Genomic DNA, 23,445 nt, shown 5'->3' on the forward strand with positions numbered 1-23,445 from the left:
TCAGGACGGTTTTGATGGGTCTCTGTCGCACGTGACAGACGCGTAAAATACGGTATCCGCTCTCTCTAAAAATCTTATGCCGGCTTTGAAGCGTTGGTCAAGTATCGTTGCTCTTGCATTCGGGGCGGGTTGGTTCCTCGGGTGTGGGGCAGGAGTGCTCATGCATCCGAATGGAAACGGCGGAGGCGTGGTGCAATATGTGTTTCAAGAACATGTCGGACACTTGCTTTCTCCAAATAGATCGGATGCCTTACGTCGGATACGACAATATTGTCACGGTTCGTATATGATCAACCGGGAAGGGCCGACACGTGGACGGAAGCGGGTGGTTGAGGGCGTGGGAGGAACAGATGTGGTCACCGAAAATTGGTGGGGGATTCAGTTTGACTGTCAAGCACGATCGCGCTCATCCAGTTCTAGCCGTTTCAGTTATGCCGAATCAGTGACATGTCGATCCACTGAATGCTGGTTATAGCCGTTTCAAATAACTTCCGGTGGTGGAAACGTTGTACCGCGCTGAGTTCGTGGTATTTTCCTGCTTGGAACGTATTTGGATTCGCTATAACCATTCGTTATTAAACCGTCAATCGTCTTCAGGGCATCCAGGCGGGCATAACCTTCCTCATGTTCGCATTGTACCGCGCGGAGTTCGTGATATTCTCCTGATTGGAACTTATTGGGATTCGCTATAATTCCGCAGGGAAAGTCAGGGTGGCTCAACGGAAATGTATGAGGATTCGCTATCATCACAGAGCCGTCAGGCTGGCTGAGTCTTTTTCAGGTCGTCCAATGTGAGAAGGCGGACTAATTCAAGGCCATGGTCTGCGAGACGTTGCTGTCCTTCTTGTTCTGAACGATCGACGATAACTAAGGCACGTGTGACGACGAGTCCGGCCTCTCGTGCCGCGTCTGCTGCTTTGATAAGCGACCCCCCAGTGGTGAGGACATCATCAACAATGATCGCCGTGTCGCCAGGGGAAAACGTTCCTTCGATCAACTTGCCCAGACCATGATCTTTCGCTTGTTTTCTGACCACAAACGTACGCCACGTGCGGCAAGGCTGTGCTGAATACCCATAATCAGAAATACAGGTGGCGAGCGGAATTGCACCAATTTCAAGTCCTCCAACCAAGTCAAAGGTGAAATGTTGCAGGGAGTTATAGGCCAGTTGTGCAACAAGGTGACGAGGCTCAGGGTGCGATAAGACAATACGACAGTCGATGTAGTACGGGCTGGTTCGTCCAGAGGCCAGACGAAAGCCGGTGTGTTCGTCCCATTGAAAGGCGTTGGTTGTATGGAAGGCCTGTAGAAGGTCTTGTTTTGACATGCTGGAGATACGTGAAAGAAAGATTGTGATAAAAACGGCCATTCTTGTACCATTGGGCCATCAAGAAATGCAAATATGAATCTTTCTATTCCCCGTAGCTTGCTGCGGGGGGGCTGAATGATCGAGCTTTAGTTTTTCAATGAGGAGTGCCTACTGATGTTTAAGGTAAAGAAACGTCCCCTGAAAAAAGAAAAATTGCCGGTGCTGTATAACATACTTGAGAATTATACCGATCATGACCCTCCAGGAAATGTCATGGTCTGTGCGATGACCGAGTCTGAAGATCTCGCCGTTCATGCCAGAGTCTTGTCCGAAAGTTATGAGATTCCGCTCGAAACCGTGACGCAGTTATTGACTGAAGGTGGTTTGTATCAGTATCCACAATCCGGCAGTCTGGTCACGAAAGGCCTCTTCGTGTGCACAATTGATTCCTCGGGGCAAGAACCAAAACAGACATGGGTGTTGGACCTTGAGCAATATGCCGATGCTGAACAGCTACGTCAGAGTTGGGGGCTTTCGATGGGGGAGGCGGCAACCCGTGTCTTCTATCGAACATTACCCGAAGAACTCAAAGAACGGCTCAAACAAAAGAATCTTGGAATTGACTACGCCAAATTAGAATTGTCTGTCGCACGCGGAGGCGATGTGAAATATATTGATTTCCGAAAAGATTGGTCACCGCATTTTAAACGGAAATGTGTGATGCCGGATGGAAAGCTGGTTGAAACGAGCGGACTTGAGGATTTTTCGGAATTTCACGGTGTGAGTCAGCAAGAGGCGCAAACGTTGTTGGATCATGGAGGAACCTGTGAATTGAAGACCGGAGGCGTCCTGGCCTGCCAGATTATTAATGGTCAGCCATCCGTGGCTCGATTTAATGCCCGGCAATATTCAAAAGCCAAGGGTCTCGTCAAGTCGAAGGAACTCCATATTATGGATGCGCTGAGTGAAGTCGCTATGAGCGATCCGGTACTTATGCGGGCGCTACAGCGAGCAGATTCGTCGGGCTAGGACGTATTACGTTGCTCGTATTTCGTGAGAAGAGGCTGTTCGTTGTTCTCTGAGACTCCACGATTTTCTCCCAGTCTCCCACTCCACCTTACTGTTCATTTTGCAATTTTCACGTTTATAGCGAAACCAAATAACTTCCACCCAGGAAAAGACGATGAACTCTGCGCGGTACCGCCTGAACGTAAGGACGGTTATGCCCGCCTGGATGACCTGCAGGCGATTGATGCTTCAATCACGATGGGTTAATCGCATTCAGTGCGACGACATGTAGATCCGGCATAACTGGAACGGCTATAACTTTCCCTGTTTCCCGTTAAGGGATCCACCTAAATGGCCGATCTAGATATGAGGACATATCTATAGCGAAACCAAATAACTTCCAATCGAATTTATATCATGTACACAGCGCAAAAACACACGTCGTACAGATGGAAGTAAATTGGAACGGCTATAGGCTATAGCCTGATAGGTCTGTGAAAATCTACTGATACGAGATTGAAAGACAACCATGTTAACGGTCGAACAACTTATCCAAGACTGTGACGATTTGCCAACCTTTCCCGATGTCTATCTGCGTGTGAAAGAGGTGGTTGAAGATCCCAAGGCGTCAATGGTTGAGTTGGCAAGGGCGCTGTCCGTTGATCCGGCGATGACGGCTCGAGTCTTGAGGTTAGTCAATAGCCCATTTTATGGATTATCAGGGAAAATTGAAACAGTTTCACGTGCTGCAAGTATTTTGGGGATGCAACCCATCCATGATCTGGTCTTAGCCACGTCTCTTGCCTCAACGTTTTCCAAAATTCAGCCGGATGTAATGGATATGAAAACGTTTTGGCAGCAATGCGTTGAACGAGGGTTGTTGGCACGAGTGTTGGGGCAACACTGCCAACTGATTGATAGCGAGCGATTATTCGTGGGTGGATTACTCTGTGACATTGGACACCTTGTCTTGTATCAAAAGATGCCGGATCTTGCCTCTCAGGTTTTCGAGCAGGCGAAAACTGAGATGAGTATACGACCAAAGCTCGAACTGAAGACGATCGGGTTTGAAGCTGCAGAGGTCGGAGCACGCGTATTGGCGCATTGGCACCTTCCAGAAAACTATCAGCGGTCGACTCGCTATCATATGAATCCGTTCGACGCAACAGAACATTCCTTAGAACTCGATATCCTGCATCTTGCCGGAGTTGTCGTGGAATGTCAGTTGTTGGATATTCCTAGGGAAAACTGGAGGCAATGGCTAACGATACATGGGCAAGAATTACAAGATCTCTCAGAGGAAGATCTCAATCGAATGCTCGAATTGGTTCAAGAAGGGTTAAGCCAGACGCTCGAAATATTCGCTCCAGCCATGGAGCATGCCGCGTAATATTCGCTCATCAATTTTGACGATTGTGTATCGTCACGATACGTCGCCCATTTCAGCAGTTCTTGAGTCCTGTCATAATCAGTGTTGTTTCCAGTCATTTTTTTCTCAGTGAGAGACCGCTGGTTGTACTGGTGCGTTCGCTTCCCATACTTTCACTTGATTCCGTCCACCCTCTTTTGCCATGTAGAGAGCTTGATCGGCTTGTTCGATCAACTCTGATGGGTCAACGGTTTCAGGACGTATTGCCGACACGCCAAAGCTTGCCGTAATGCTGAGGCCTGACGTGGTTCTGATTTTACCTCCACTCTCCGCTTCGACTTTCCGGCACATACGTTCGGCAATCTCCCTGGCATGGGATCTATCTGCCTCGGGTAAGATGATACAAAACTCTTCGCCGCCATACCGTCCCATAATGTCGGTGGGCCGAATGCATTCACTCATGGTTTTCACAAATACTTTAATAACTTGATCTCCCAGGGCATGTCCGTAGCGGTCATTAAAGGACTTAAAATGATCGATGTCGGTCATGATGCAGGTGAGAGCGGTGTCCTGCTCTTTTGCCGCCACATACAATTGATCCAACTGTTCAAAGAATGCGCGGCGATTCAAGCAGCCTGTCATCGGGTCTCTCGTGGCTAAGAGTTCAAGTTCTGCATTCTTTTTCAGGAGCTCATCCTGGGTTTCATGTAAATTGTGTAAGGTTTCGACAAGCTGCGCATTGGCAATATCGAGTTCCGTGACATCATTAAACGAGACGAGTACGCCAGTGACGTGACCAGCGTCATCTTGAATGGGGGAACAATTGAGTAAGAGTTTCCTGAATGTGTCTTCCGATTGAATGAGAATTCGCGGAGAAGCAGTTTGTGGGCTGTTCTGTGTGCGGGCAAGCACCCACGGCATCTCCTCTCCCACATGGGCTTCTGTCGTAACCCATGGCAATTTTGAGATATTTGAACCGAGTAGGGCCGTCAGGTCTTTCCCGGACTGTCTCAGAAAAGCGCTATTCGCCAAGATAATTTGATCGTGGGGGTCGAGGATCACGACACCTTCTTCCAGATTATCAAGCGCCGCCTTCACTCGTTTGGGGACAACAGAGGACGGGTCCAAATGTCGCAAGGTGCGTTTCATAAAAAAATAATAGCCGAGGAATCCCAGGCAGGCGACTGTCGCAATGAAGCGGGTCCATGGTAATGAGAAAAATTCTGCCGTTGGAGAATCCTGAGGTGCTTGAAACCGAATTTGCAGCGTACCCCATCGAGCCAGGCCCTGAAAAATGGGAATTTGGACATGATCAAGCGTGGACTCGTTGTCTGCCGGAGGCAACCACAGTGTTTGGTGAGTCGAGGTTGCGGCCAGAGGTTCGCCGTGGACAGAGACCAACGCTGCAGACAAAATATCAGGAGTTCGTTCAACCAGTGTGTCCATGGCGACTTCAATGGTCTCAAAGTCGTCTTGACCGGCAAGCGTTGAATATTGAATGGCAAGCGATTCGGAAAGAGTTCGACGATAGGCAAATGTCTGTTCGTGTTCATCTGGCGCTATCTGAAAAAACGAATTACTCAACATGATGGAGGTGAGCGTGACGGAGACAAGTCCGATGCTGATAGAAGCTAATGGCGGGATTCGCATGAGATCGTGGCTATCGGGTCATACCGAGCGGTCCTCGTCTTGAGGAGTGTCTCGGAAGATCCTGTCGATTCCTTGATATTCTTGATCTTCTTTATCCGTCGCCGATTGATTGCTCTCCATTTCCGTCTTGCGGGCGGTATAGCCCCCCGACAGCACCGGCAAGGGATCGAAATGGCCCCAGGCTGGGAAGGAGGCCAAGAGGCTGGTGAGCAAGGAGGTGCCACGCAACATCCAGGCAATATACCCGGCCGAGACGGTCAGCCCTCCTCCGGTGGCGACTCCGGTAATCATCTCGGACGTCTCGTGCTTGTCCTGCATCGTGTCTTGCAGGTGCTGAGCGAGGGCATCAAGTTGCTTGGAGAGGTCGCTGGATGGTCCCGGCAGGGGGGAGGAAAAATCGACCGTGCGCATCGTGTCGGACAGCGCCTCACTGAGAGTGAGAAGATTGCGAGATGTTAATCTGGTCAGTTGTAGAGATTCCAGTTCATTGAGAGAGTGGGAGAGAGCCAGTTCTGGATTGTCGGCACCTTCTGATTTGGTCTCACCTTCTGTCTGGAGTTCGCGCTCATCAAGCAGAGCGGGGGTGACAGTATTGGGGGAGGCTGCTGGGGGGGAGACGGCCTGGCTGCTGGAGTCCAGGGTCTCTTTGGCTGGCCCTTCTGAGTCAGCTTCTGAGTCGGCCTCGGCTTCGGCCTCCGGGGAGGAGTCCGGGAGAGGGGCTTGCGCTTCAATGATGTTGGTCACGGTCACATGAAGGGTTTGCTGATCGGTTCCGCCTTGGCCATCGCTGACTTCAACTTGCACCTGATAGACATTATCGCTGTTGCCATCGAGAGGCTGTTCGAAGTCGGCCGGCGTCGTGAATGTGAGGGCTCCGGTCTGGCTATCGATATGAAACCGAGCGGCATCGGCTCCTCCCACAAGACGATAGGTCAAGGTGTTGGTGGGCAGATCCGGATCCGTGGCTGTGACGGTGGTGACGGCTGTGGTTTCCTCGGCAACCGTCAGGTTGGCGGTTGGTCCTCCCCCATTGCTGCTGATAGTGGGAGCCGTATTGGTATCGGTCACAGTGACGTGAATCATTTGTGTATCAATACCGCCTTTTCCATCGCTCACTTGGACCTGGACGTCATACACATTGTCCATGTCCGCATCGGCCGGACTGGCAAACGCTGGTGCGGTCTGAAAAGTCAAGGCCCCACTATTGGGATCGATGCTAAAGAACCCTTGATCCGATCCCCCGACCAAGCTGTAGGACAACGTATCGGCCGGGACATCCACATCAGTCGCCACAACCGTCGTAACCGCCGTATTCCCTTCAACCACACTGCTGTTTGCTGTACCACCTCCGCCGTCACTCGTAATCACCGGCGCATCATTGACGGCGGTGACGGTGATGGAGGCGGTATCGGTGACGGTGGAGAAGGCGGTGGTGCCGCCGTTAGTGGAGACGTCGACTTTGGTGCCAGCAGCGCCACTGGTTTGATCCCAGGCGCGATAGGTCACGGAAGCGGTGTCGGCATTCTGGCCATCGGGGACGAAGCGCAGACTATCGGTTTCGCGTAATAATAACGCCGAGGCATTGGTGACGGTCCCGACATCGGTCCAGCCCGAGCCGGTATTGTATTGCCAGGTGCCGTTACTGCTGTTGAGAGCGGTAATGGCCATGCCTTCAACGGCCCCACTGTCGATGTCGGCAATATCGGTGGTGACGATGGCAGAGATGAGATTCCCACTGTTGTTCGTGTCATCCTCGGTAATCGTGGTGAGAGACGGCGTGCTGGGCGTTAATACCGGCGCATCATTGACGGCGGTGACGGTCAAGGTGGCCGTCTCGGTGGCTGCGCTATAGGCGGTGGTGCCGCCGTTGGTACTAACATCGACCCCGGTGTCGCCATCGCTGCCGGTGGTGGTATCCCAGGCACGGAAGGTCAGGTCGCCGGCGGAGCCGGTGTAGGAGGCGTCGGGGACGAAGCGAAGAGCGGCGGTGCTGTCTAAGAGCACGGCGTTGGTGTTGGTGACGGCGCCAAAGGCGGTCCAGCCACTGCCGGTATTGTATTGCCAGGTGCCGTTGGTATCGTCTACGCCGATGACCGCCATCCCTTCGACGGCGCTGGTGTCGACATCGGTGATACGGTTGCCGCCGGCACTCACGATGACCGCGGCCACGGTATCCCCGGCAGAGGTGGTGTGATCTTCGGCAATGTTGGTGAGGGTCATGGTGCCGGTATTATCGAGCACGGGGGCGTCATTGACGGCGGTGACAGTGATGGAGGCGGTGTCGGTGGCAGAGGAGAAGGCGGTGGTGCCGCCGTTGGTGGAGACGTCGGCTTTGGTGCCAGCAGCGCCACTGGTTTGATCCCAGGCACGATAGGTAACGGAAGCGGTGTCGGCATTCTGGCCATCGGGCACGAAGCGCAGACTATCGGTTGCGCGTAATAATAACGCTGAGGCATTGGTGACGGCCCCGACATCGGTCCAGCCACTGCCGGTATTGTATTGCCAGGTACCGTTACTGCTGTTGAGAGCGGTAATGGCCATGCCTTCAACAGCCCCACTGTCGACGTCGGCAATATCGGTGGTGACGATGGCAGAGATGAGGTTCCCACTGTTGTTCGTGTCATCCTCGGTAATCGTGGTGAGAGACGGCGTGCTGGGAGTTAATACCGGCGCATCATTGACGGCGGTGACGGTCAAGGTGGCCGTCTCGGTGGCTGCGCTATAGGCGGTGGTGCCGCCGTTGGTACTGACATCGACGCCGGTGTCGCCGGTGGTGCCGGTGGTGGTATCCCAGGCGCGGAAGGTGAGGTCGCCGGCGGAGCCAGTGTAGGAGGCGTCGGGGACGAAGCGAATGGTTGCGGTACTGTCTAAGAGCACGGCGGTGGTGTTGGTGACGGCGCCAAAGGCGGTCCAGCCACTGCCGGTATTGTATTGCCAGGTGCCGTTGGTATCGTCTACGCCGATGACCGCCATCCCTTCGACGGCCCCGGTATCGACATCGGTGATACGGTTGCCGCCGGCACTACTGATGATCGCTGCCACGGTATCCCCGGCAGAGGTGGTGTGATCTTCGGCAATGTTGGTGAGGGTCATGGTGCCGGTATTATCGAGGACGGGGGCATCATTGACGGCGGTGACAAGGATTGTGGCTGTGGCCGTGTCGGTGCCTCCATTGCCGTCACTGACTTGATAGGTGAAGGTATCGGTTCCATTAAAGTCCGCCACTGGCGTGTAGGTGAATGAGCCATCGGCGTTGAGTGTAAAGGCCGCAGCGTTGGATGGCCCTGCGAGCAAGGATACCGTTAAGCCATCTCCATCGGGGTCCGAATCATTTCGCAAGACCCCCGCACTTGCATTGACCGTCAAAGTCCCATCTTCAGATACGGGGTATGCTTGTATGCCCGTCGCATAGAAGTTCTGGATGGACTCCGTGCTGAGTTGAGATCCGAAAATCGAGACTTCATCGATAAGTCCGCCAAAGAATTGCGTCAGAGGGGTTGCCATTAAATCGTCGCTCGATCGGCTACTGGCTCCAATAACGATCGGTTCAAAGTTTCCACTATCTCCGGATGTCGCACCAAGTCCTCCAGTGTAGGCATTGGTATCTTCGAGTGCGCCATCAACATGCAGAGTCATGCCATTGGCTCCAAAGGTCACCACGACGTGATGCCATGTTCCCGCAGTCACAGTGTTCGTGGATGTCACCAAATTATCGCCAACATTACTTTGCAGCCGAGCTTGAATTTCCCCATTTGCTAAGATATGGATATCGAGGTGACCGCCAGTATCATGGTCTTGCGAGTCCTTGGAAAAAAGCGTTTCGATATCGCCGATAGTATCAGCTTTAAACCAAAGTTGAACCGATCCGTTATTGAGTAAATAGCCAGGGTCGTGAGCGATTTCGATGTAATCCGACCATCCGTTAAAGTCGACCGCCGTATTGGCATCTCCGTTGAGAGCGCCAGGTTCGCCGAGTGTGACTCCATTATAGGTTCCGTTGTTTCCCAGTGAACCTTCATCGGTGGCGGATGCTCCCATGGTTTCACCAAATCGCCAATAGCTGAGTGGGTTGAGCGTTGTGACCTCCGAATTGAAGTTTCCGGGATCGTTTGTTGCGATTGGCGCATCGTTCTGGCCTGAAACGGTGACGGTGGTGTCATAGTCGACGCTGGTGCCGCCGTCGCCGTCGGTGAGCACGTAACGGACGGTGCGGGCACCTGTCGTGGGATTGTCGGTGTCGGTGTTTTCATAGGTAATGTTTTGGACGAGTGCGCTGACGGCGTCGGCATCAGCATCAGCATCCAGGGTAATGACGAGATTGGTACCACCGGAGCCGCCAGTGAAAGAACCGATGGTGGTGCCTTCATATGTGACGTTCGAACCGCTCACGCCAATCTGCCCGGCGCCGGTGCCTTGGTTGCGGATGGCGAGTACGTCCTCGGCGTTATCGCTGCCGGCGGTAAACGAGACGGTGAGGGTGCCGGTGTCAAAGTTCGAAGAGTCTACATCGGCGACGGTGGCGTTGGCGGATTGGTCAATCACGACGGCACCATCGCCTTCGGTGTAAGCCAGGGCGTCGCCGCCCAGGTTGGTGATCGTCGGGACGTCGTTCACGGCGTTAACCGTTATTGGAATATTGTCTGTATCCGTCGAGGGGGCTTCCAACGCTAGATTCGCTATTTCTGTGGCAGTTAAGGCGCGATCGTAAATCCTGGCCTCGTCGATCAGACCGTTGAAGTCAAAGTCATTGTCGGTGTCGCTTGAATTGGCACCGATTCGGGTATTGGCCCCCTGGGTATACGTGATGGATTCGGTGGCGTTTCCTGAAGCCGCTAGAACTCCATCGATGTAGAGCGCCTGGGTATTACCTGCATCATCGAATGTGAACGCAATATGATGCCAATTACCGTCGGCAAGGCTCATACTGGAGTCGTTATACTGCCACGTCGTGCCATCGTAAAACACTCCCGTGACCCCTCTGGCTCCATTATCAACACGCAGCATCACATTGTTGCCAAGCGAGATGACTTCGCCGCCTAATGTATCAGCATTGGAATAGTTCACCCATGCGGAGAGGGTAATATCGGCCGGCGATCCAAACAGTGCTCCGGCCCCGGTAATGTCGACATAATCATTATTCCCATCGAGAGACAGAACATTCCCACGTGTGGCATCGTTGGTGGTGACGGCTCCAGTGATGGTGCCATCATGTCCTCCCGCAGGGCTATCGTCATTACCAAGATCGCCAGTGTTATCAAATGTGTAGTAGCCAAGTAGGCTTGTGTCTTCGTTCAGTGAGGTGAGGGTGAGGTCGTCGGTGATAATCTGGATGTTAGCGGCACCGGTGAAATTTTGATCACCAAGAAAACTTAATCCGTCCAGGGCAGCATTGATATTGGCGAGTGTGCCTTCAAAGACCATCGTGGCGTCGGTCGTGCCGTCTCCAGTGTTAAATGCGAGACCAGTGGTTTGCGAAAGGGTCATGGTGCCGTTGGTGGCGGTTAAGGTGATGCGTAAGGGATTGTTGCCTGCGTCAGCATCGCTGATCGAAATCAGGTTACCGTTCGCAGTGTTAAAAATGAGCGCCGTGTCTTCATTGACCGTTTGTGCCCCCGGAACCGTGTTTGCCGGGGCATCATTGACGGCGGTGACGGTGATGGAGGCGGTATCGGTGGCAGAGGAGAAGGCGGTGGTGCCACCGTTGGTGGAGGCATCGACTTTGGTGCCAGCAGCGCCACTGGTTTGATCCCAGGCGCGATAGGTCACGGAAGCGGTGTCGGCATTCTGGCCATCGGGGACGAAGCGCAGACTATCGGTTTCGCGTAATAATAACGCCGAGGCATTGGTGACGGTCCCGACATCGGTCCAGCCCGAGCCGGTATTGTACTGCCAGGTGCCGTTACTGCTGTTGAGAGCGGTAATGGCCATGCCTTCAACGGCACCACTGTCGATGTCGGCAATATCGGTGGTGACGATGGCAGAGATGAGGTTCCCGCTGTTGCCCGTGTCGTCTTCGGTGATGGTCGTCAAGCTTGGGGTCGACGGAGTGAGCACCGGGGCGTCGTTGACGGCGGTGACGGTCAGGGTGGCCGTCTCGGTGGCTGAGCTATAGGCGGTGGTGCCGCCGTTGGTACTGACATCGACCCCGGTGTCGCCATCGCTGCCGGTGGTGGTATCCCAGGCGCGGAACGTGAGGTCGCCGGCGGCGCCAGTGTAGGAGGCGTCGGGGACGAAGCGAATGGTCGCGGTGCTGTCTAAGAGCACGGCGGTGGTGTTGGTGACGGCGCCAAAGGCGGTCCAGCCACTGCCGGTATTGTATTGCCAGGTGCCGTTGGTATCGTCCACGCCGATGACCGCCATCCCTTCGACGGCGCCAGTATCGACATCGGTGATGCGGTTGCCGCCGGCACTCGCGATGATCGCCGCCACGGTATCCCCGGTGGAACTGGTGTCATCCTCGGCAATGTTGGTGAGGGTCATGGTGCCGGTATTATCGAGGACGGGGGCGTCGTTCTGCGCATTAACAGAGATTGTGACCGTATCGGTGTCGGTTAGGGAAAGATCCATGGCGAGATTGACAACGTCGGTTTCCGTCAGGGCGCGGTTGTAAAGACGGGTGTCGTCAAGGTTCCCAGTGGTATACCACTTACCTCCTGAAGAATCTTGGTTTCGGCCGATAGCCATGGAATCGAGGTTCGACACGCTGCTGAAGAAATGTTGTGTCGTCGCGTTGCCGGTGTCATAGGTCAACTGACCCCCAGTTGCAGCGACGCCATCGACGTATAAGGTGTTGCCAGATGGGCCAATCGTCACGGCGACGTGATGCCAATTCCCATCGTTAATGGCGCTGTCGCTCTTATATACGGCTAACTGCATGACCCCGTTTTCCACCACTTCATATGTGAGATAGCCTGAACCTCCGAGGAATAGTGCGGCGTAACTGCCGGTGTCCGCCGTATCGGAAATGGAAAAAATGGTTTCATTTGTGCCGGTGGATTTGACCCATCCACTGATGGTGCCTTGGGTAAATCCCGCAAAGTCGGTTGTGTGGGTCGAGAGATCGACGAAGTCATTGGCTCCGTCAAGACTCAGCACCTGGCCGCGGGTCCCATCCGTCGTGATTGCGGCTCCATTAGTCAGTGTCCCGTTCTGCGCCGTTCCCGGCGCGACGTCGTCGGCGTTACCTTGGAATGTGTAACGGGCTTGGAGATTGGCGTCGATGTCGAGCGAGACGAGTTGACTGTCACGCGTGGTCAGTGTCAGGGTTGCCCCACCGTTGTAATCGGTGGTTGGGATGAACGTCAGTCCGTTTAAGGCCGTATTGATGTTTGTTACCGTACCGCGGAATGTCATTGAACTGTCGGTTGTCCCGTCGCCAGACACAAACGTCAAGCCGGCAGTGCCTGGCAGACTCAAGGTGCCGTTGGTGACGGAGAGGGTCACTTCGAAGGCGTCTCCGCTAGAGTCGGGATCGGTAATAGTAATCTGATTCCCGTTGCCGGCTGAAAATACCAGATTGGTGTCTTCATTGGTGTTCTGCGCGCCGGGCACAGTATTCACTGGCGCATCATTGGCGGCGGCAACGATCACCTTCAAATCGTAGCCGCTGCTGCCGCCATCGCCGTCGGTCAAGACATAGCGGAGGGTGCGCTGGCCAGTGGTGGGGGCATTGGTGTCGGTGTTCTCATACGTAATGTTTTGCACCAGTGCGGACACCGCGGTGGCGTCGGCATCGGCATCCAGGGTAATGACGAGATTGGTGCCGCCACTGCCGCCGGTGAAGGTGCCGATCTGGGTGCCGCCGTAGCTCACGGCATTCCCGGCGACGGTAATATTCGTGGCTCCGGCCCCTTGATCGCGGATGCCCAAGACATCCTCGGCAGTATCACTCCCGGTGTTAAACGACACTGTCAAGGTGCCGGTGTCGAAGTTCGAAGAGTCGACATCGGTGACGGCAGCATTGGTGGACTGATCGATGACTTGGGCACCATTGCCTTCAGTGTAGAAGAGGATATCGCTGCCAAGGTCGCCAATCACCGGCGCGTCATTGACGGCGGTGACGGTGAGGGAGGCGGTATCGGTAGCGGTGGAGAAGGCGGTGGTGCCGCCGTTGGTGGAGGTATCGACTTTGGTGCCGGCGGCGCCACTGGTTTGATCCCAGGCGCGATAGGTCACGGAAGCGGTGTCGGCATTCTGGCCATCGGGGACGAAGCGCAGACTGTCGGTGGCGCGTAACAACAAGGCAGAGGTATTGGTGACGGCCCCGACCGTGGTCCAGCCCGAGCCTGTGTTGTATTGCCAGGTGCCGTTACTGCTGTTGAGAGCGGTAATGGCCATGCCTTCGACGGCGCTGCTGTCGGCATCGGTAATGGAGGCGCCCACGATGGCGGAGATGAGGTTCCCGCTGTTGCCCGTGTCGTCTTCGGTGATGGTGGTGAGAGCCGGCGTATTCGGGGTTAACACCGGTGCATCATTGGCGGCGCTCACCGTGACGGTGGTGTCGTAGTTGGCGCTGGTGCCGCCGTCGCCGTCGGTCAGCACATAGCGGACGGTGCGGGCGCCGGTAGTGGGGGCATTGGTGTCGGTGTTCTCATACGTGATGTTTTGCACCAGTGCGGACACCGCGGTGGCGTCGGCATCGGCATCCAGGGTAATGACGAGATTGGTGCCGCTGGAGCCGCCGGTGAAGGTGCCGATCTGGGTGCCGCCGTAGCTGACGGCATTCCCGGAGACGGTAATATTCGTGGCTCCGGCTCCTTGATCACGGATGGCCAGGACATCTTCAGCAGTATCGCTGCCCGCAGTAAACGAGACGGTGAGGGTGCCGGTATCGAAGTCGGCAGAATCAGCATCGGTGACGGCTGCACTGGCACCTTGATCGATGACCACCGCGCCGTCGCCTTCGGTATAGGCCAGGGCGTCGCTGCCGAGATCCGCAATTGCCGGCGCGGCGTTCCCCGTATAGTTGTAGAGTTCAGTGACATCCGCTGCGGATAGGCCACGAGTGTATAATCGGATATCGTCCAGCTTGCCTTCGTAGTCATTGCTTGTTGCGTTGGTAGCTCCGAACGTGAGAGGCGACGTGGTCGAGACGGTTCCGATGGCGGCTGTCGAGAAATCCGTTTCAGCGCCGTCCACGTAGGTGCGAAAGGTGTTGCCTATTCGAGTAATGGTGACGTGATGCCACTGGCCATCCGTGATATGGCCGCCGGAATCGAAAACCGTGACGTCTGTCGAACTTCCTACGACCCAAAGATTTAAGGAATTACTCGAGTCGGTGTAGACGACAAACCCCTGACCGGCGTCCCGGGCACCAACCAGCCTGACTTGACTGCCATGTGTGGTAGTCGAGTTGTACCAGAAGGTCACCGAAAAATCCCCGCTGATATCGAGCGAGGGATCGTCCGGGACTGTGACATACTTATTGTTGCTGCCGGCATCTCCGCTGAAATCGAGGGCGCCGCTGCCGATGTGGCCAGCAACATGAGAGGGTGAGTTCTGGTGCGTGCCGTCGTTATTGTTGGCGGTGGAATCGGTGGCTGTGGTGCCGGCCCCCTCGTCGAATGCGTAGTGCGCGACTAGGTTGCTCGTAATGTCCAGCACGTTGGCCCATGTAGCTTGCGCCGTTTCAGCCACGGCGATCCCGGTTTCGATATGGCCGGTGGCGACTTCCAAGTCCCAGTCCCCACCCAGACCGGCACTGCCCGTTAAATCGTTGCTGGCGGCAACGTCTGCGCCGGTGAGTTGCGCCAGGCGCGCGGCGGCGGCTTGGCCAGCCTCACCTTCCCCAAAGTTACAGCCGTAGATCAGGACGTCGGCTTCGGTTCCGAGGGCTTGCCCGATCACCGAGAGTTCATCGGCATACTCGTTTTGCATAGACTCCAGCGTGAGGGCGCCGGTTCCTAATCGCAATTCCCCTTGGTCGCCATGGGAGATGAGGTGGATGGCGTCGATGTCTCTGCGGTTTTGGAGGATGTCGGCGATGTGTTCGATGCCGTCGCGGGTGGTATCCAAGAGGATAACCTCTGCATTGGCGTTAATGCCTTCTATGAGCACTTGATAATTCTCGACGCTGGTATCGATGAACACCAGTTCCCGTCGATCTGATGGCACGTCCAAGGTGGAGAGGGAGTGAAGCAAGGTGTCGTCCGTGGTGGGCGGGGGAGAACTGTTCTGGGCATCGTCTTTGAGAGACGTGTCAGGAGTTGGTTGGGCCTGGGATTCGTCGACAACCTCGGCGCCGGTCACGAGGGCGGCTCCATCAAGCATGAGGCGAGGCTCGAGGACAAGGAGTGAGGCTTTCAGAGAGGCGTGACTGTCTTGCGTGCGAGCATGATTGTGCATAACCCGATTCTCTCCAGGGGAACATGACATCCGTATTGTCGAGGGAGAATTTGCCTACTCTTTTTCTTTCGGCATTCTCCTTGGGAAGTTGACGGCACGAATACGAATGGGAAGTGGAATTCTGTACAAGGTGGAGGAACAACCGACTGTAGACACGAATCAGTCACAAGAAAGTGGAATAAACAAAAACGTACAGTGGAGTGTGTGAATGGTATGTATGAGACGTGGGATGTTGGTTGTTTACCAACTCAATTCTTTGAGAAGGACTGGAATGATGGTATCGCCGACACGTGTGAGTAAACTTTTAGGTTGGCCGCTAATATGAAGCATGCCTTTGATTACTTGATGATCGAGCACGTGCTTGTTAGTTGGCACGAGGGTGACTCGATAAATCGCCGTCTCCGGATGCAGATTGCCGTCCGCGTCTTCGCGAACGGCGATATTTCCGCCGAACACCGAGGCCAGATAGGGAATGATGAGCGTGTCTTCATCAACCTCGCGTATTTCGCGAATGTGTGCGTGACGAATCGAACGCATGGGATCATCGGGAATAAAGCGCGCTTCTTGTCCAACGGCCAAACGAGCGAGATCATGTTCAGGAGCCAATGCGAGAAGTTCTGCGCGAGTTGGGTCAATGACGCGTGCGAGCGGTAAGGATTCATCGATCCAGCGGTCCGAGTGCAGCGATGTTTGCACATCCATCACGATGCCTGAGAATGGGGAGGTTATGGCTAATTGCTCTTGCCTCTCAAGGAGTCCCTCCAATTCCGAACGGCGGGTCTTCAGTTCTTCAATGACCACGGCTTTGTCCGCGATGTGGTCAGTGTGGCTCGTCAGCCGTTTGAGCCGAAGCTGGAGAGCCGTGAGTTGTTGTCGGGTCTGGAGAATATCATGTTCCAGTTGTGGCGATTCTACGTTGGCTAAGAGCTCGCCATGCGTGACGGCCTGTCCATTTTGCATTGTCGTGTGAAGCAGACGTCCGGGGGCTGGCGAAAAAATGGTCGTATGATGTTGGGCTTGCAGAATCGCTGGGATGGCGACGCGAGTATTCCAAGGAATGCACATGGCCATGGTGAGGAGTACGAGGACTATGCCTGACAGCCAGGCACGAGGTGTTCGAGCAATCTCGGCTTTCAGATTCCACCATTCTCGAAGTTCGTGCCCAATCGGCCAGAGAATGAACCAGACGATTTCAACGATAAACAAGATGACGCCCAAGAGCTTGAAGAAAAAATGGTAGACCAGCAGGGCAATGCCGAGAAACAGCAGGAACCGAAATATCCACACGCTCCAGGTATAGATGATGAGTATGCTTCGCATACGTGGTGAAAACACTTCCGGGGGAGCGATGCCGATACCGAAGATCCATTCGCGCAGCTTCCAACGGCCAAATGCGAAGGCGCGCATTTGAAGATTGGGGACCCCAAGCCAGTCTGAAAGAAAATAGTAACCATCGAATCGCAGGAACGGGTTGAGGTTAATGGTCAGAGAGAGAAGCCAGCTTGTGGTCGCGAGGGTAAAGGCGACACTACGAAAAATGCCGTCTGGCAAAAAATTCCAGAGGAAGGTTGCGAGCATCGCCACCATCAGCTCAACCGTCACGCCTGCGGCGGCAATGGTGAGACGTTCTTTGCGCTCGGTGAGCCGCCAGGTGTCGGTCGTGTCGGTGTAGAGCACGGGAAACATCACGAGCATGGCGACGCCCATGGTGTGAATGCGGCATCCATATTGCGTTGCTCTATAGGCATGCGCCAATTCATGCAGCACCTTGATTCCGCAGAGTGCCAGGCCGAATGCCAGTATGCCCTCCAGCGTGAACATATGGACAAAGGTCTTGGTAAAGGTTTCCCATTGTCGACTGACCATGATCAGGCCTGTCGCGCCAATAAGGCTGACGATCATGCCGGCAGTGGAGGTCATGAGTGGCCTGACGTATGGTAGCGTTGCCTGTAAAAAACGGTCTGGTCGTGCAAGTGGAATTTTAAAAAAGAGATAATGATGGATGATCCACATGAGCCAGTGTTGTTGTGCTGCTTCCGCTTGGGCGACAAATGCCGCGTTGCCGCCTTCGTGTGGGGCCTGTGTCAGATGGTTTGTGTGCAAAAAAAGAATGAGGTCGGTGATGTCTTGTGTCGTCATAGAAGCCGTGGTCTCGGATTCCATTTTTTCCATAAGCCGTTGGACCGTTCCACACGTCCAACGGTTGAGCATGTGGTATGCCGTCCATCCGATTTGTATGTACCGATTGGCTACTGGATCGATGATGGTCCACGTGGGTTCGCCTTGAAGGGTCGGGGGGCCTTTGACGATCTGGAGATCGTTTCGTAGCGGAGGTAGTGCGCTGTCGTGTTGTGATGCGTGTGCCATTACAGACCCAGAAATTGACGCATGAAGGCCATAGGTCGACGGAACAGCAGGAACCCCAGCGACACCTGATCTCCATAGATTTTGGCCGTCCCGCGCCATCCGATTCGCACCTCAGGATCAGCATCATTGAACGTTCCGGTGACTCGATAGGCCAGGATGTGATCCGGCAATGGCATGGCTTGGTAGCTGGCACGAGTGAGTGTCGCGCGTAAGGTCTCGAGGGGGCGTGCATCCAGGAAGACCTCGATGTCCGCGCCTTCGTTCAAGACGATTGCGTCATTGACGGGCAGATCGATCCGCAATTCACTGTGTGTGGGGTCGGCAATATCCATAATGCGTTGTCCCACTTCAATCGGACGCCCAATCCAATCCGACTTGGCGGAGTAGATAAGGAGTCCTGATTTGGCCGCCTTGACTTCGATTTGTTCGAGTCGTTCTAACGCAAAATCACGTTTGGTTTCATTCAATCGCACGTCCGTGATTAACAGCGAAGCTTGGGCATTGTTCTCTCCTTCGAAGAATGCTCCCTGTGCGGCTTTACGATATTCCGCTACGGCTTTTGCCAGATTTTGTTCGGCCACTTCATACTGACTACGGAAATTCGTGTCTTCATAGACGAATACCGTTTGGCCTTTGGCAACCAGCGTATTGGGTGGGATCAGAATGTCTGCAATGACGCCATCCATGGGTGCGCTGACCACTGCCGGGTCTTTCGCTACAATCTCCATTGGAGCAAGCGTCGACATGCTGACGGGTAGGTGTAATCCGATGAGCGTGATCAGTAGCGCGAGCCACCACCAATATCGAGAGAAGGTTTTCGGTCTGGCCGTCTTCTTGCTGCCACGTAATGCGCCCAAGGCATGGGCGTAGGTATCGCTGAGCCGCTGAGCGACGCTGGCTTCGCTGTCGAGCCATGGTGTTTCCTTGGCAAGCCAGAGTCCGCCAATGAACGTGCCGTTGGAGAGCACGAAGGGGCACCACAGGACATGGGCAAAACTGAACTCCCGCCATTGGGTCTTCAGGTCGGGAGGGCAATCGTCCACGGTCCAGCGCTGTATCGTCGGGATGTCGTGTTTGTTTCGAATGGCATGCAGCGTCCGTTCGAGCCATTGGGTAATCGGAGCCTCACGCTGAATCATCGGCAAACTTGATGCGGCCTCGACGTGACATCGATTTCGTACCGAGGCTCCAGCGCTAAAGACAAAGGCTTGTCGATATGAAAGGAGCTGGCGCGTGTCGTTGACGACGAGAAATTGCAGTTCTTTGACGGTCTGCGCGTTTCGGGCTTGGGGTTCAAGTTGCAAAAGAGTAAGGATGGCTTGTTGTTCAAGAGGTGCTGGGTGTTGTGGGGATTGAACGTCCGGTGTGAATTGATCCGCCAAGGGGCGTGCCTGTTCCCGTTCATTCTCAAGGACACAATGTTGCGGGGTGTCGTTCATGTTGGTATTTACCCGCTGTCTCGTTATGATTCTGGGATGAATCGTGTTACTTTCTTATCGTCGAGAGGGATTGCGTTCGCTTGCTCCGTCTTGTGAGCCGATGAGATTTCGTCGTTGGTTCGACAGAACGGGTTTTTGTCAAATTCTGAGGGTTGTCGGGGAAATGCGCGCTGCCACTCATGCCGGATAAGACGGAACTCTCGGGGTTCTTGAATGTACCAGTCAGACGCATGGTTTGACTGACCGGGGCAATGCTGGCGCCGAGTTCTGTCACACGTGCGTTAAATGTTTCGTTGGTTTCGTCAACGGTAAATTGAAATGACATGCCTTTTTTTATCCAACGCAGTGCAGTGGATGGGAGAATGAGTTCAATCTCAAAGTGACGATCATCCAGGATGCTCAGCAGTTCATCATATGGATTGACGCTTTCATATCGGTTGACCAGCACTTTGACCACTCTTCCTGAAAATGGAGCATGAATGCGACAATGTTTAATATTGATTCGTGCGAGGTAGATGGAAGCGATCGCTTTTTTGACGTCAATTTTGGATATGTCGACTTCTAACTCCCCAATGGCGTTGAGCTTGGATAGCTCAAGATTGTTTTCTAGCGTTTTCAGCTTGGCTTCATATTCAGCACGGGCGGCATGCAGTTGAGCTTTGTATTTGACGCAATCAAACAGCACTAGTATTTGACCTTTGCGAAAACGTTGTCCATCTTTGAAGGGAAGGTGGCGAATGCGCGCCTGAATTTCACTTGAGATAGTTGCGCGTACCGCGGGCTTGATGATGCCGCGAATGGTATTGAGTTCAGACGTTTCTGTCTGTGGGCTTGACTGCCGCTTGGCTTCCGAAATCTCGAGTGTGCCTGTCAACAGACTGATGCTGAATGCCCAGAAGCATATAAATTTCAGTGAAGTCAGATGTGCAGGACAACGGTTCATGTTTTTTGACGCGTGCCCTCTTTGGTTGTTGTTTCGACTAATGCGTTCCATCGATGACGCAAGGCTGTGGTTAATTCCGACATGCTCGTATCGGTCAGCACGGTTGGAATGGGATCTTCTCCAATGGTCCCTAACAGGTTGGCATAGGCGGCTTCGAGATCAGCCAAGGCCACATTGTAGCGAATTTCTGCCAGAATGCTGTTGAGTCGTTCTCGAATGATTACCTGTTCACTCGATCGTTTGGTGAGCCAAGATGAGTGAACCTGATCGCGAATCTGCTGCTGAGTCTCGTAGTACATTTTTGTGTTATGGACTTCCAGCTTCGCGGCGGTGAGTTGGGCCATGCTGATATGCACTTGAGTCATGACTGCCATGGTTAACGCTAGACTTTGTGCATCGAGGACTTCTTTTTGTATTTCAATCATCTTGAATTGAGCGGGCTTTCGGAACAAATTGAGAAGATTCCAGCTCACTTTTGCCCCATAGGCGAGCCAATGATTGTTAAACAGAAAGGAATTGCTACTGTAGTTCGGTCCAAATTGCAGATTGAGATTTGGCAGCATCTCGAGAATGGCGGCTTTGGTTTCTTTGGCTTGTATCCGTTTTCGATAATCGATCGTTCGCAGCTCTGGCCGATTCTTTAAAGCCTGTCGTTCTAATGCTTCCAATGGAAACGGAATGTTCGGTAGGGTGCTGGGTTGTTCGGGAATGACCAATTCATAAGGTTCTCCCGGCGGAAGGTTGATGAGTTTGGCGAGCTCAATGCGCGCGAGTGACAATTTCTGATGAAGTTTTAGGATTTCACTGTGGATCGTCATTAATTCGCGTTGATATTGTAGTGAAGCCAAGGGAGAGCCGAGCTGACGATGATGGACGGTTTGTGCATTTTTGAGTGCCTTGGACACCCAGTCATCGAGGTGAGCCAGTTGTCCTAACATGCGATCGGCACTGACGGCACGCCAGTACGCGATGCGAACATCTTGAATGACGCGATTGGCGACACGCCGCTTTTCTTCTTCAGCAATCAGCACATTATCAGCGGCCTGTTGTGCGCGAACATAGGACAGTCCAAAATCAAGGACATCCCAACTGAGCGTCAAGTCGGAACTAAATAGATTTTTATCCGAAGAGGTCGAAGGTTCTAACGATGTTTGGCCACTCAGTAGTGAACGGCTGCGTGCCCCGCTGAAATTATTTCGTCCATCATACCCCGCATTGGCGACGAGGGTTGGAAGGAGGTCGTAGTGAGACAGGTCAAGGTTTTTGCGTGCCAGCATGGTGTTCATGAGTTCCACTTTGGCTTCGAGATTGTATTTCAGCGCGCGTGCCATGGCTTCATACAAATCAATAGGGGCTCGAACTGGGGCCTGATTACTCGTGAGTTGCTGTAAGTCATGATCAACCCGTGTGTTAATTTCGGTACTCGTCAGTACCGTTGGGGTGACCACGCATCCAGTCAGGAGAAGGAGAGCCCCCGTGACGCTCGCGATTTTCAGATAGCTCACTATAATCTGTTTTCCATTACTTGATTATTCATTGGATGCTCAATGACTTTCGGTCTTCACACAAATTGGCATGGTCTGATCACCACAACCATAGGATGTTTATCGAGAACATTAATATTCATATAAATTGTCGGTTGTTAGAGAATAAATATTTATTCTTGCCTGTCTGTGTCAGTCTGTGTGTGTCTGGAGTTCAAGAACCGTGCACAACAGCCAGTAACGATATGAAATAGATCGTCGATTTCGTTTTGCCTGTTTGAGGGCTTCAGTTATGCGCACGCCTGTGCCTATGCGTGTTCGGGAGCATTGCGGGTAAGTTGTCGAACTTTTGGGGAGCAAGTTCTTACATGGGGGCGGTGAATATTGCTGCGAGGTGTACGTCCTGAAAAACAGTATGCGGAATAGAACGGAACGCTCGATGGGCTATAGCGAAACCCAATAACTTCCAACCGAATGTACATCATGTACACAGCGCAACAACACACGTCGTACAGACGGAAGTTAATTGGAACGGCTATAGTGGAAAGAGCGAAGGTGACGGTGAGGAAGATGAGAGTGCATGTTAGGTGCGCGGTTTGACTTGGTTGCCGACTATCCGCATTACCACGGATCGAGGTAGGAATCGTGCAAAGATATCAGAGAGCCATCCTTGCCATCCGACGGTCACGCGTCGCCGCTTCTTAGCAAGTCCCGAGAGTGAGGCGTGAACGACCTCTTGAGCGGTTTGAGCTTGAAGCGGATTGCGTGGGCGGTATCCAGCCGTCGCATGAAACTCCGATTCGGTGTATCCAGGACAGCAGGCTTGCACGGTGACCCCGGATGCACGAACTTCTTCGGCGAGCGATTCAGAAAAAGAAATGAGGAAGGCTTTTGTTGCCGCATATTCAGCCATGTAGGGAATGGGCAGGAATCCGGCCACAGAAGAAACATTAATGATCGCACCGGACTGACGTTCTATCATGTGCGGCAAAAAAAGCCGAGTACTTTCTACGACGGTGTTGATATGCAGCTGAAGCATGGCTCGAATACGTGCCATCGGCATGTCGATAAACATCCCATACAGGCCAAACCCTGCATTATTAATCAAGATGGCAATGTCCGTTTGACATTGTTGCGCTGTGACAAACAGGTGATGAGCGGCTTCTTCTTGGGAGAGGTCCAAGCATTTCACCGTGACCGCTACGCCATGATCGCGTGAAATGCTATCGCCGACTTGTTGGAGTCGCTCTTCATCTCTTCCAACTAGTAAGAGCGGATAGCCGCGACTTCCAAGTGTTCGTGCATATTCGGCACCGATTCCGCGAGATGCGCCCGTGACAATAGCCAGGCCTTTGTGCTGATCGAAGTCCGTCATTCTTTATAGAATTTTTGATTGAGTGAGAATCATGGAATATGGACGAGTGCTCTCAACCCATTGTACCGTGATTCTGCCTCAGAAGGAACGTGGTGCCGATGGTTCACGGAAGCGTTTACATGTGGAATGATGTGGATGTGTGCGCACAACACCTTTT

11 protein-coding genes are annotated in these 23,445 nt (G+C 53.6%); 3 read left to right on the forward strand and 8 right to left on the reverse strand.

The window, feature by feature from the left end:
* The first annotated feature begins 160 nt into the window (after nt 1-160).
* A complete protein-coding gene (locus ACWHX8_RS07115; protein ID WP_447971260.1) occupies nt 161-475 on the forward strand; it encodes a hypothetical protein in 315 nt (104 codons plus the stop codon).
* Nucleotides 476-757: 282 nt separating this feature from the next.
* Here the strand turns inward: ACWHX8_RS07115 and pyrE are convergent, their stop codons facing one another.
* Nucleotides 758-1,327, reverse strand: coding sequence for an orotate phosphoribosyltransferase (gene pyrE, locus ACWHX8_RS07120; protein ID WP_447971261.1), 570 nt, complete (start codon nt 1,325-1,327; stop codon nt 758-760).
* Between the two features lie 156 nt (nt 1,328-1,483).
* Here pyrE and ACWHX8_RS07125 point away from each other — a divergent pair, with 156 nt between their 5' ends.
* Nucleotides 1,484-2,338: a hypothetical protein gene (locus ACWHX8_RS07125; RefSeq protein ID WP_447971262.1), complete on the forward strand. Its 855-nt coding sequence runs from the start codon at nt 1,484-1,486 to the stop codon at nt 2,336-2,338.
* Nucleotides 2,339-2,846: 508 nt separating this feature from the next.
* Entirely contained in the window at nt 2,847-3,707 is an 861-nt protein-coding gene (locus ACWHX8_RS07130; protein ID WP_447971263.1) for an HDOD domain-containing protein, read from the forward strand.
* A 105-nt stretch (nt 3,708-3,812) separates the two neighbouring features.
* Here the strand turns inward: ACWHX8_RS07130 and ACWHX8_RS07135 are convergent, their stop codons facing one another.
* From ACWHX8_RS07135 to ACWHX8_RS07165, 7 genes are all read right to left on the reverse strand, one after another.
* A complete protein-coding gene (locus ACWHX8_RS07135) occupies nt 3,813-5,336 on the reverse strand; it encodes a sensor domain-containing diguanylate cyclase (protein WP_447971264.1) in 1,524 nt (507 codons plus the stop codon).
* Between the two features lie 18 nt (nt 5,337-5,354).
* A complete protein-coding gene (locus ACWHX8_RS07140) occupies nt 5,355-15,584 on the reverse strand; it encodes a LamG-like jellyroll fold domain-containing protein (RefSeq protein ID WP_447971265.1) in 10,230 nt (3,409 codons plus the stop codon).
* A gap of 336 nt (nt 15,585-15,920) precedes the next feature.
* Nucleotides 15,921-18,047, reverse strand: a complete 2,127-nt coding sequence (locus ACWHX8_RS07145) for an HlyD family efflux transporter periplasmic adaptor subunit (RefSeq protein ID WP_447971266.1) — start codon at nt 18,045-18,047, stop codon at nt 15,921-15,923.
* The gene (locus ACWHX8_RS07150; protein WP_447971267.1) at nt 18,047-19,486 is read right to left on the reverse strand and encodes an efflux RND transporter periplasmic adaptor subunit; all 1,440 of its coding nucleotides are present in this window, start codon (nt 19,484-19,486) and stop codon (nt 18,047-18,049) included. Before ACWHX8_RS07150 ends, ACWHX8_RS07145 begins: the two co-directional genes overlap by 1 nt.
* Nucleotides 19,487-19,532: 46 nt before the next feature.
* On the reverse strand, nt 19,533-20,360 hold the full coding sequence (locus ACWHX8_RS07155; protein WP_447971268.1) for an efflux RND transporter periplasmic adaptor subunit: 828 nt from the start codon (nt 20,358-20,360) through the stop codon (nt 19,533-19,535).
* Nucleotides 20,361-20,425: 65 nt separating this feature from the next.
* On the reverse strand, nt 20,426-21,934 hold the full coding sequence (locus tag ACWHX8_RS07160; protein ID WP_447971269.1) for a TolC family protein: 1,509 nt from the start codon (nt 21,932-21,934) through the stop codon (nt 20,426-20,428).
* A 562-nt stretch (nt 21,935-22,496) separates the two neighbouring features.
* Complete coding sequence (locus ACWHX8_RS07165; protein WP_447971270.1) at nt 22,497-23,288, reverse strand: SDR family NAD(P)-dependent oxidoreductase; 792 nt, start codon at nt 23,286-23,288, stop codon at nt 22,497-22,499.
* Nucleotides 23,289-23,445: the final 157 nt, after the last annotated feature.

The sequence above is a fragment of the Nitrospira sp. M1 genome (assembly GCF_965152605.1).

Coding starts and splice junctions, on each gene's coding strand:
- ACWHX8_RS07115 (WP_447971260.1), top strand. CDS start 161: ATGCATCCGAATGGAAACGGCGGAGGCGTGGTGCAATATGTGTTTCAA.
- pyrE (WP_447971261.1), bottom strand. CDS start 1,327: ATGTCAAAACAAGACCTTCTACAGGCCTTCCATACAACCAACGCCTTT.
- ACWHX8_RS07125 (WP_447971262.1), top strand. CDS start 1,484: ATGTTTAAGGTAAAGAAACGTCCCCTGAAAAAAGAAAAATTGCCGGTG.
- ACWHX8_RS07130 (WP_447971263.1), top strand. CDS start 2,847: ATGTTAACGGTCGAACAACTTATCCAAGACTGTGACGATTTGCCAACC.
- ACWHX8_RS07135 (WP_447971264.1), bottom strand. CDS start 5,336: ATGCGAATCCCGCCATTAGCTTCTATCAGCATCGGACTTGTCTCCGTC.
- ACWHX8_RS07145 (WP_447971266.1), bottom strand. CDS start 18,047: ATGGCACACGCATCACAACACGACAGCGCACTACCTCCGCTACGAAAC.
- ACWHX8_RS07150 (WP_447971267.1), bottom strand. CDS start 19,486: ATGAACGACACCCCGCAACATTGTGTCCTTGAGAATGAACGGGAACAG.
- ACWHX8_RS07165 (WP_447971270.1), bottom strand. CDS start 23,288: ATGACGGACTTCGATCAGCACAAAGGCCTGGCTATTGTCACGGGCGCA.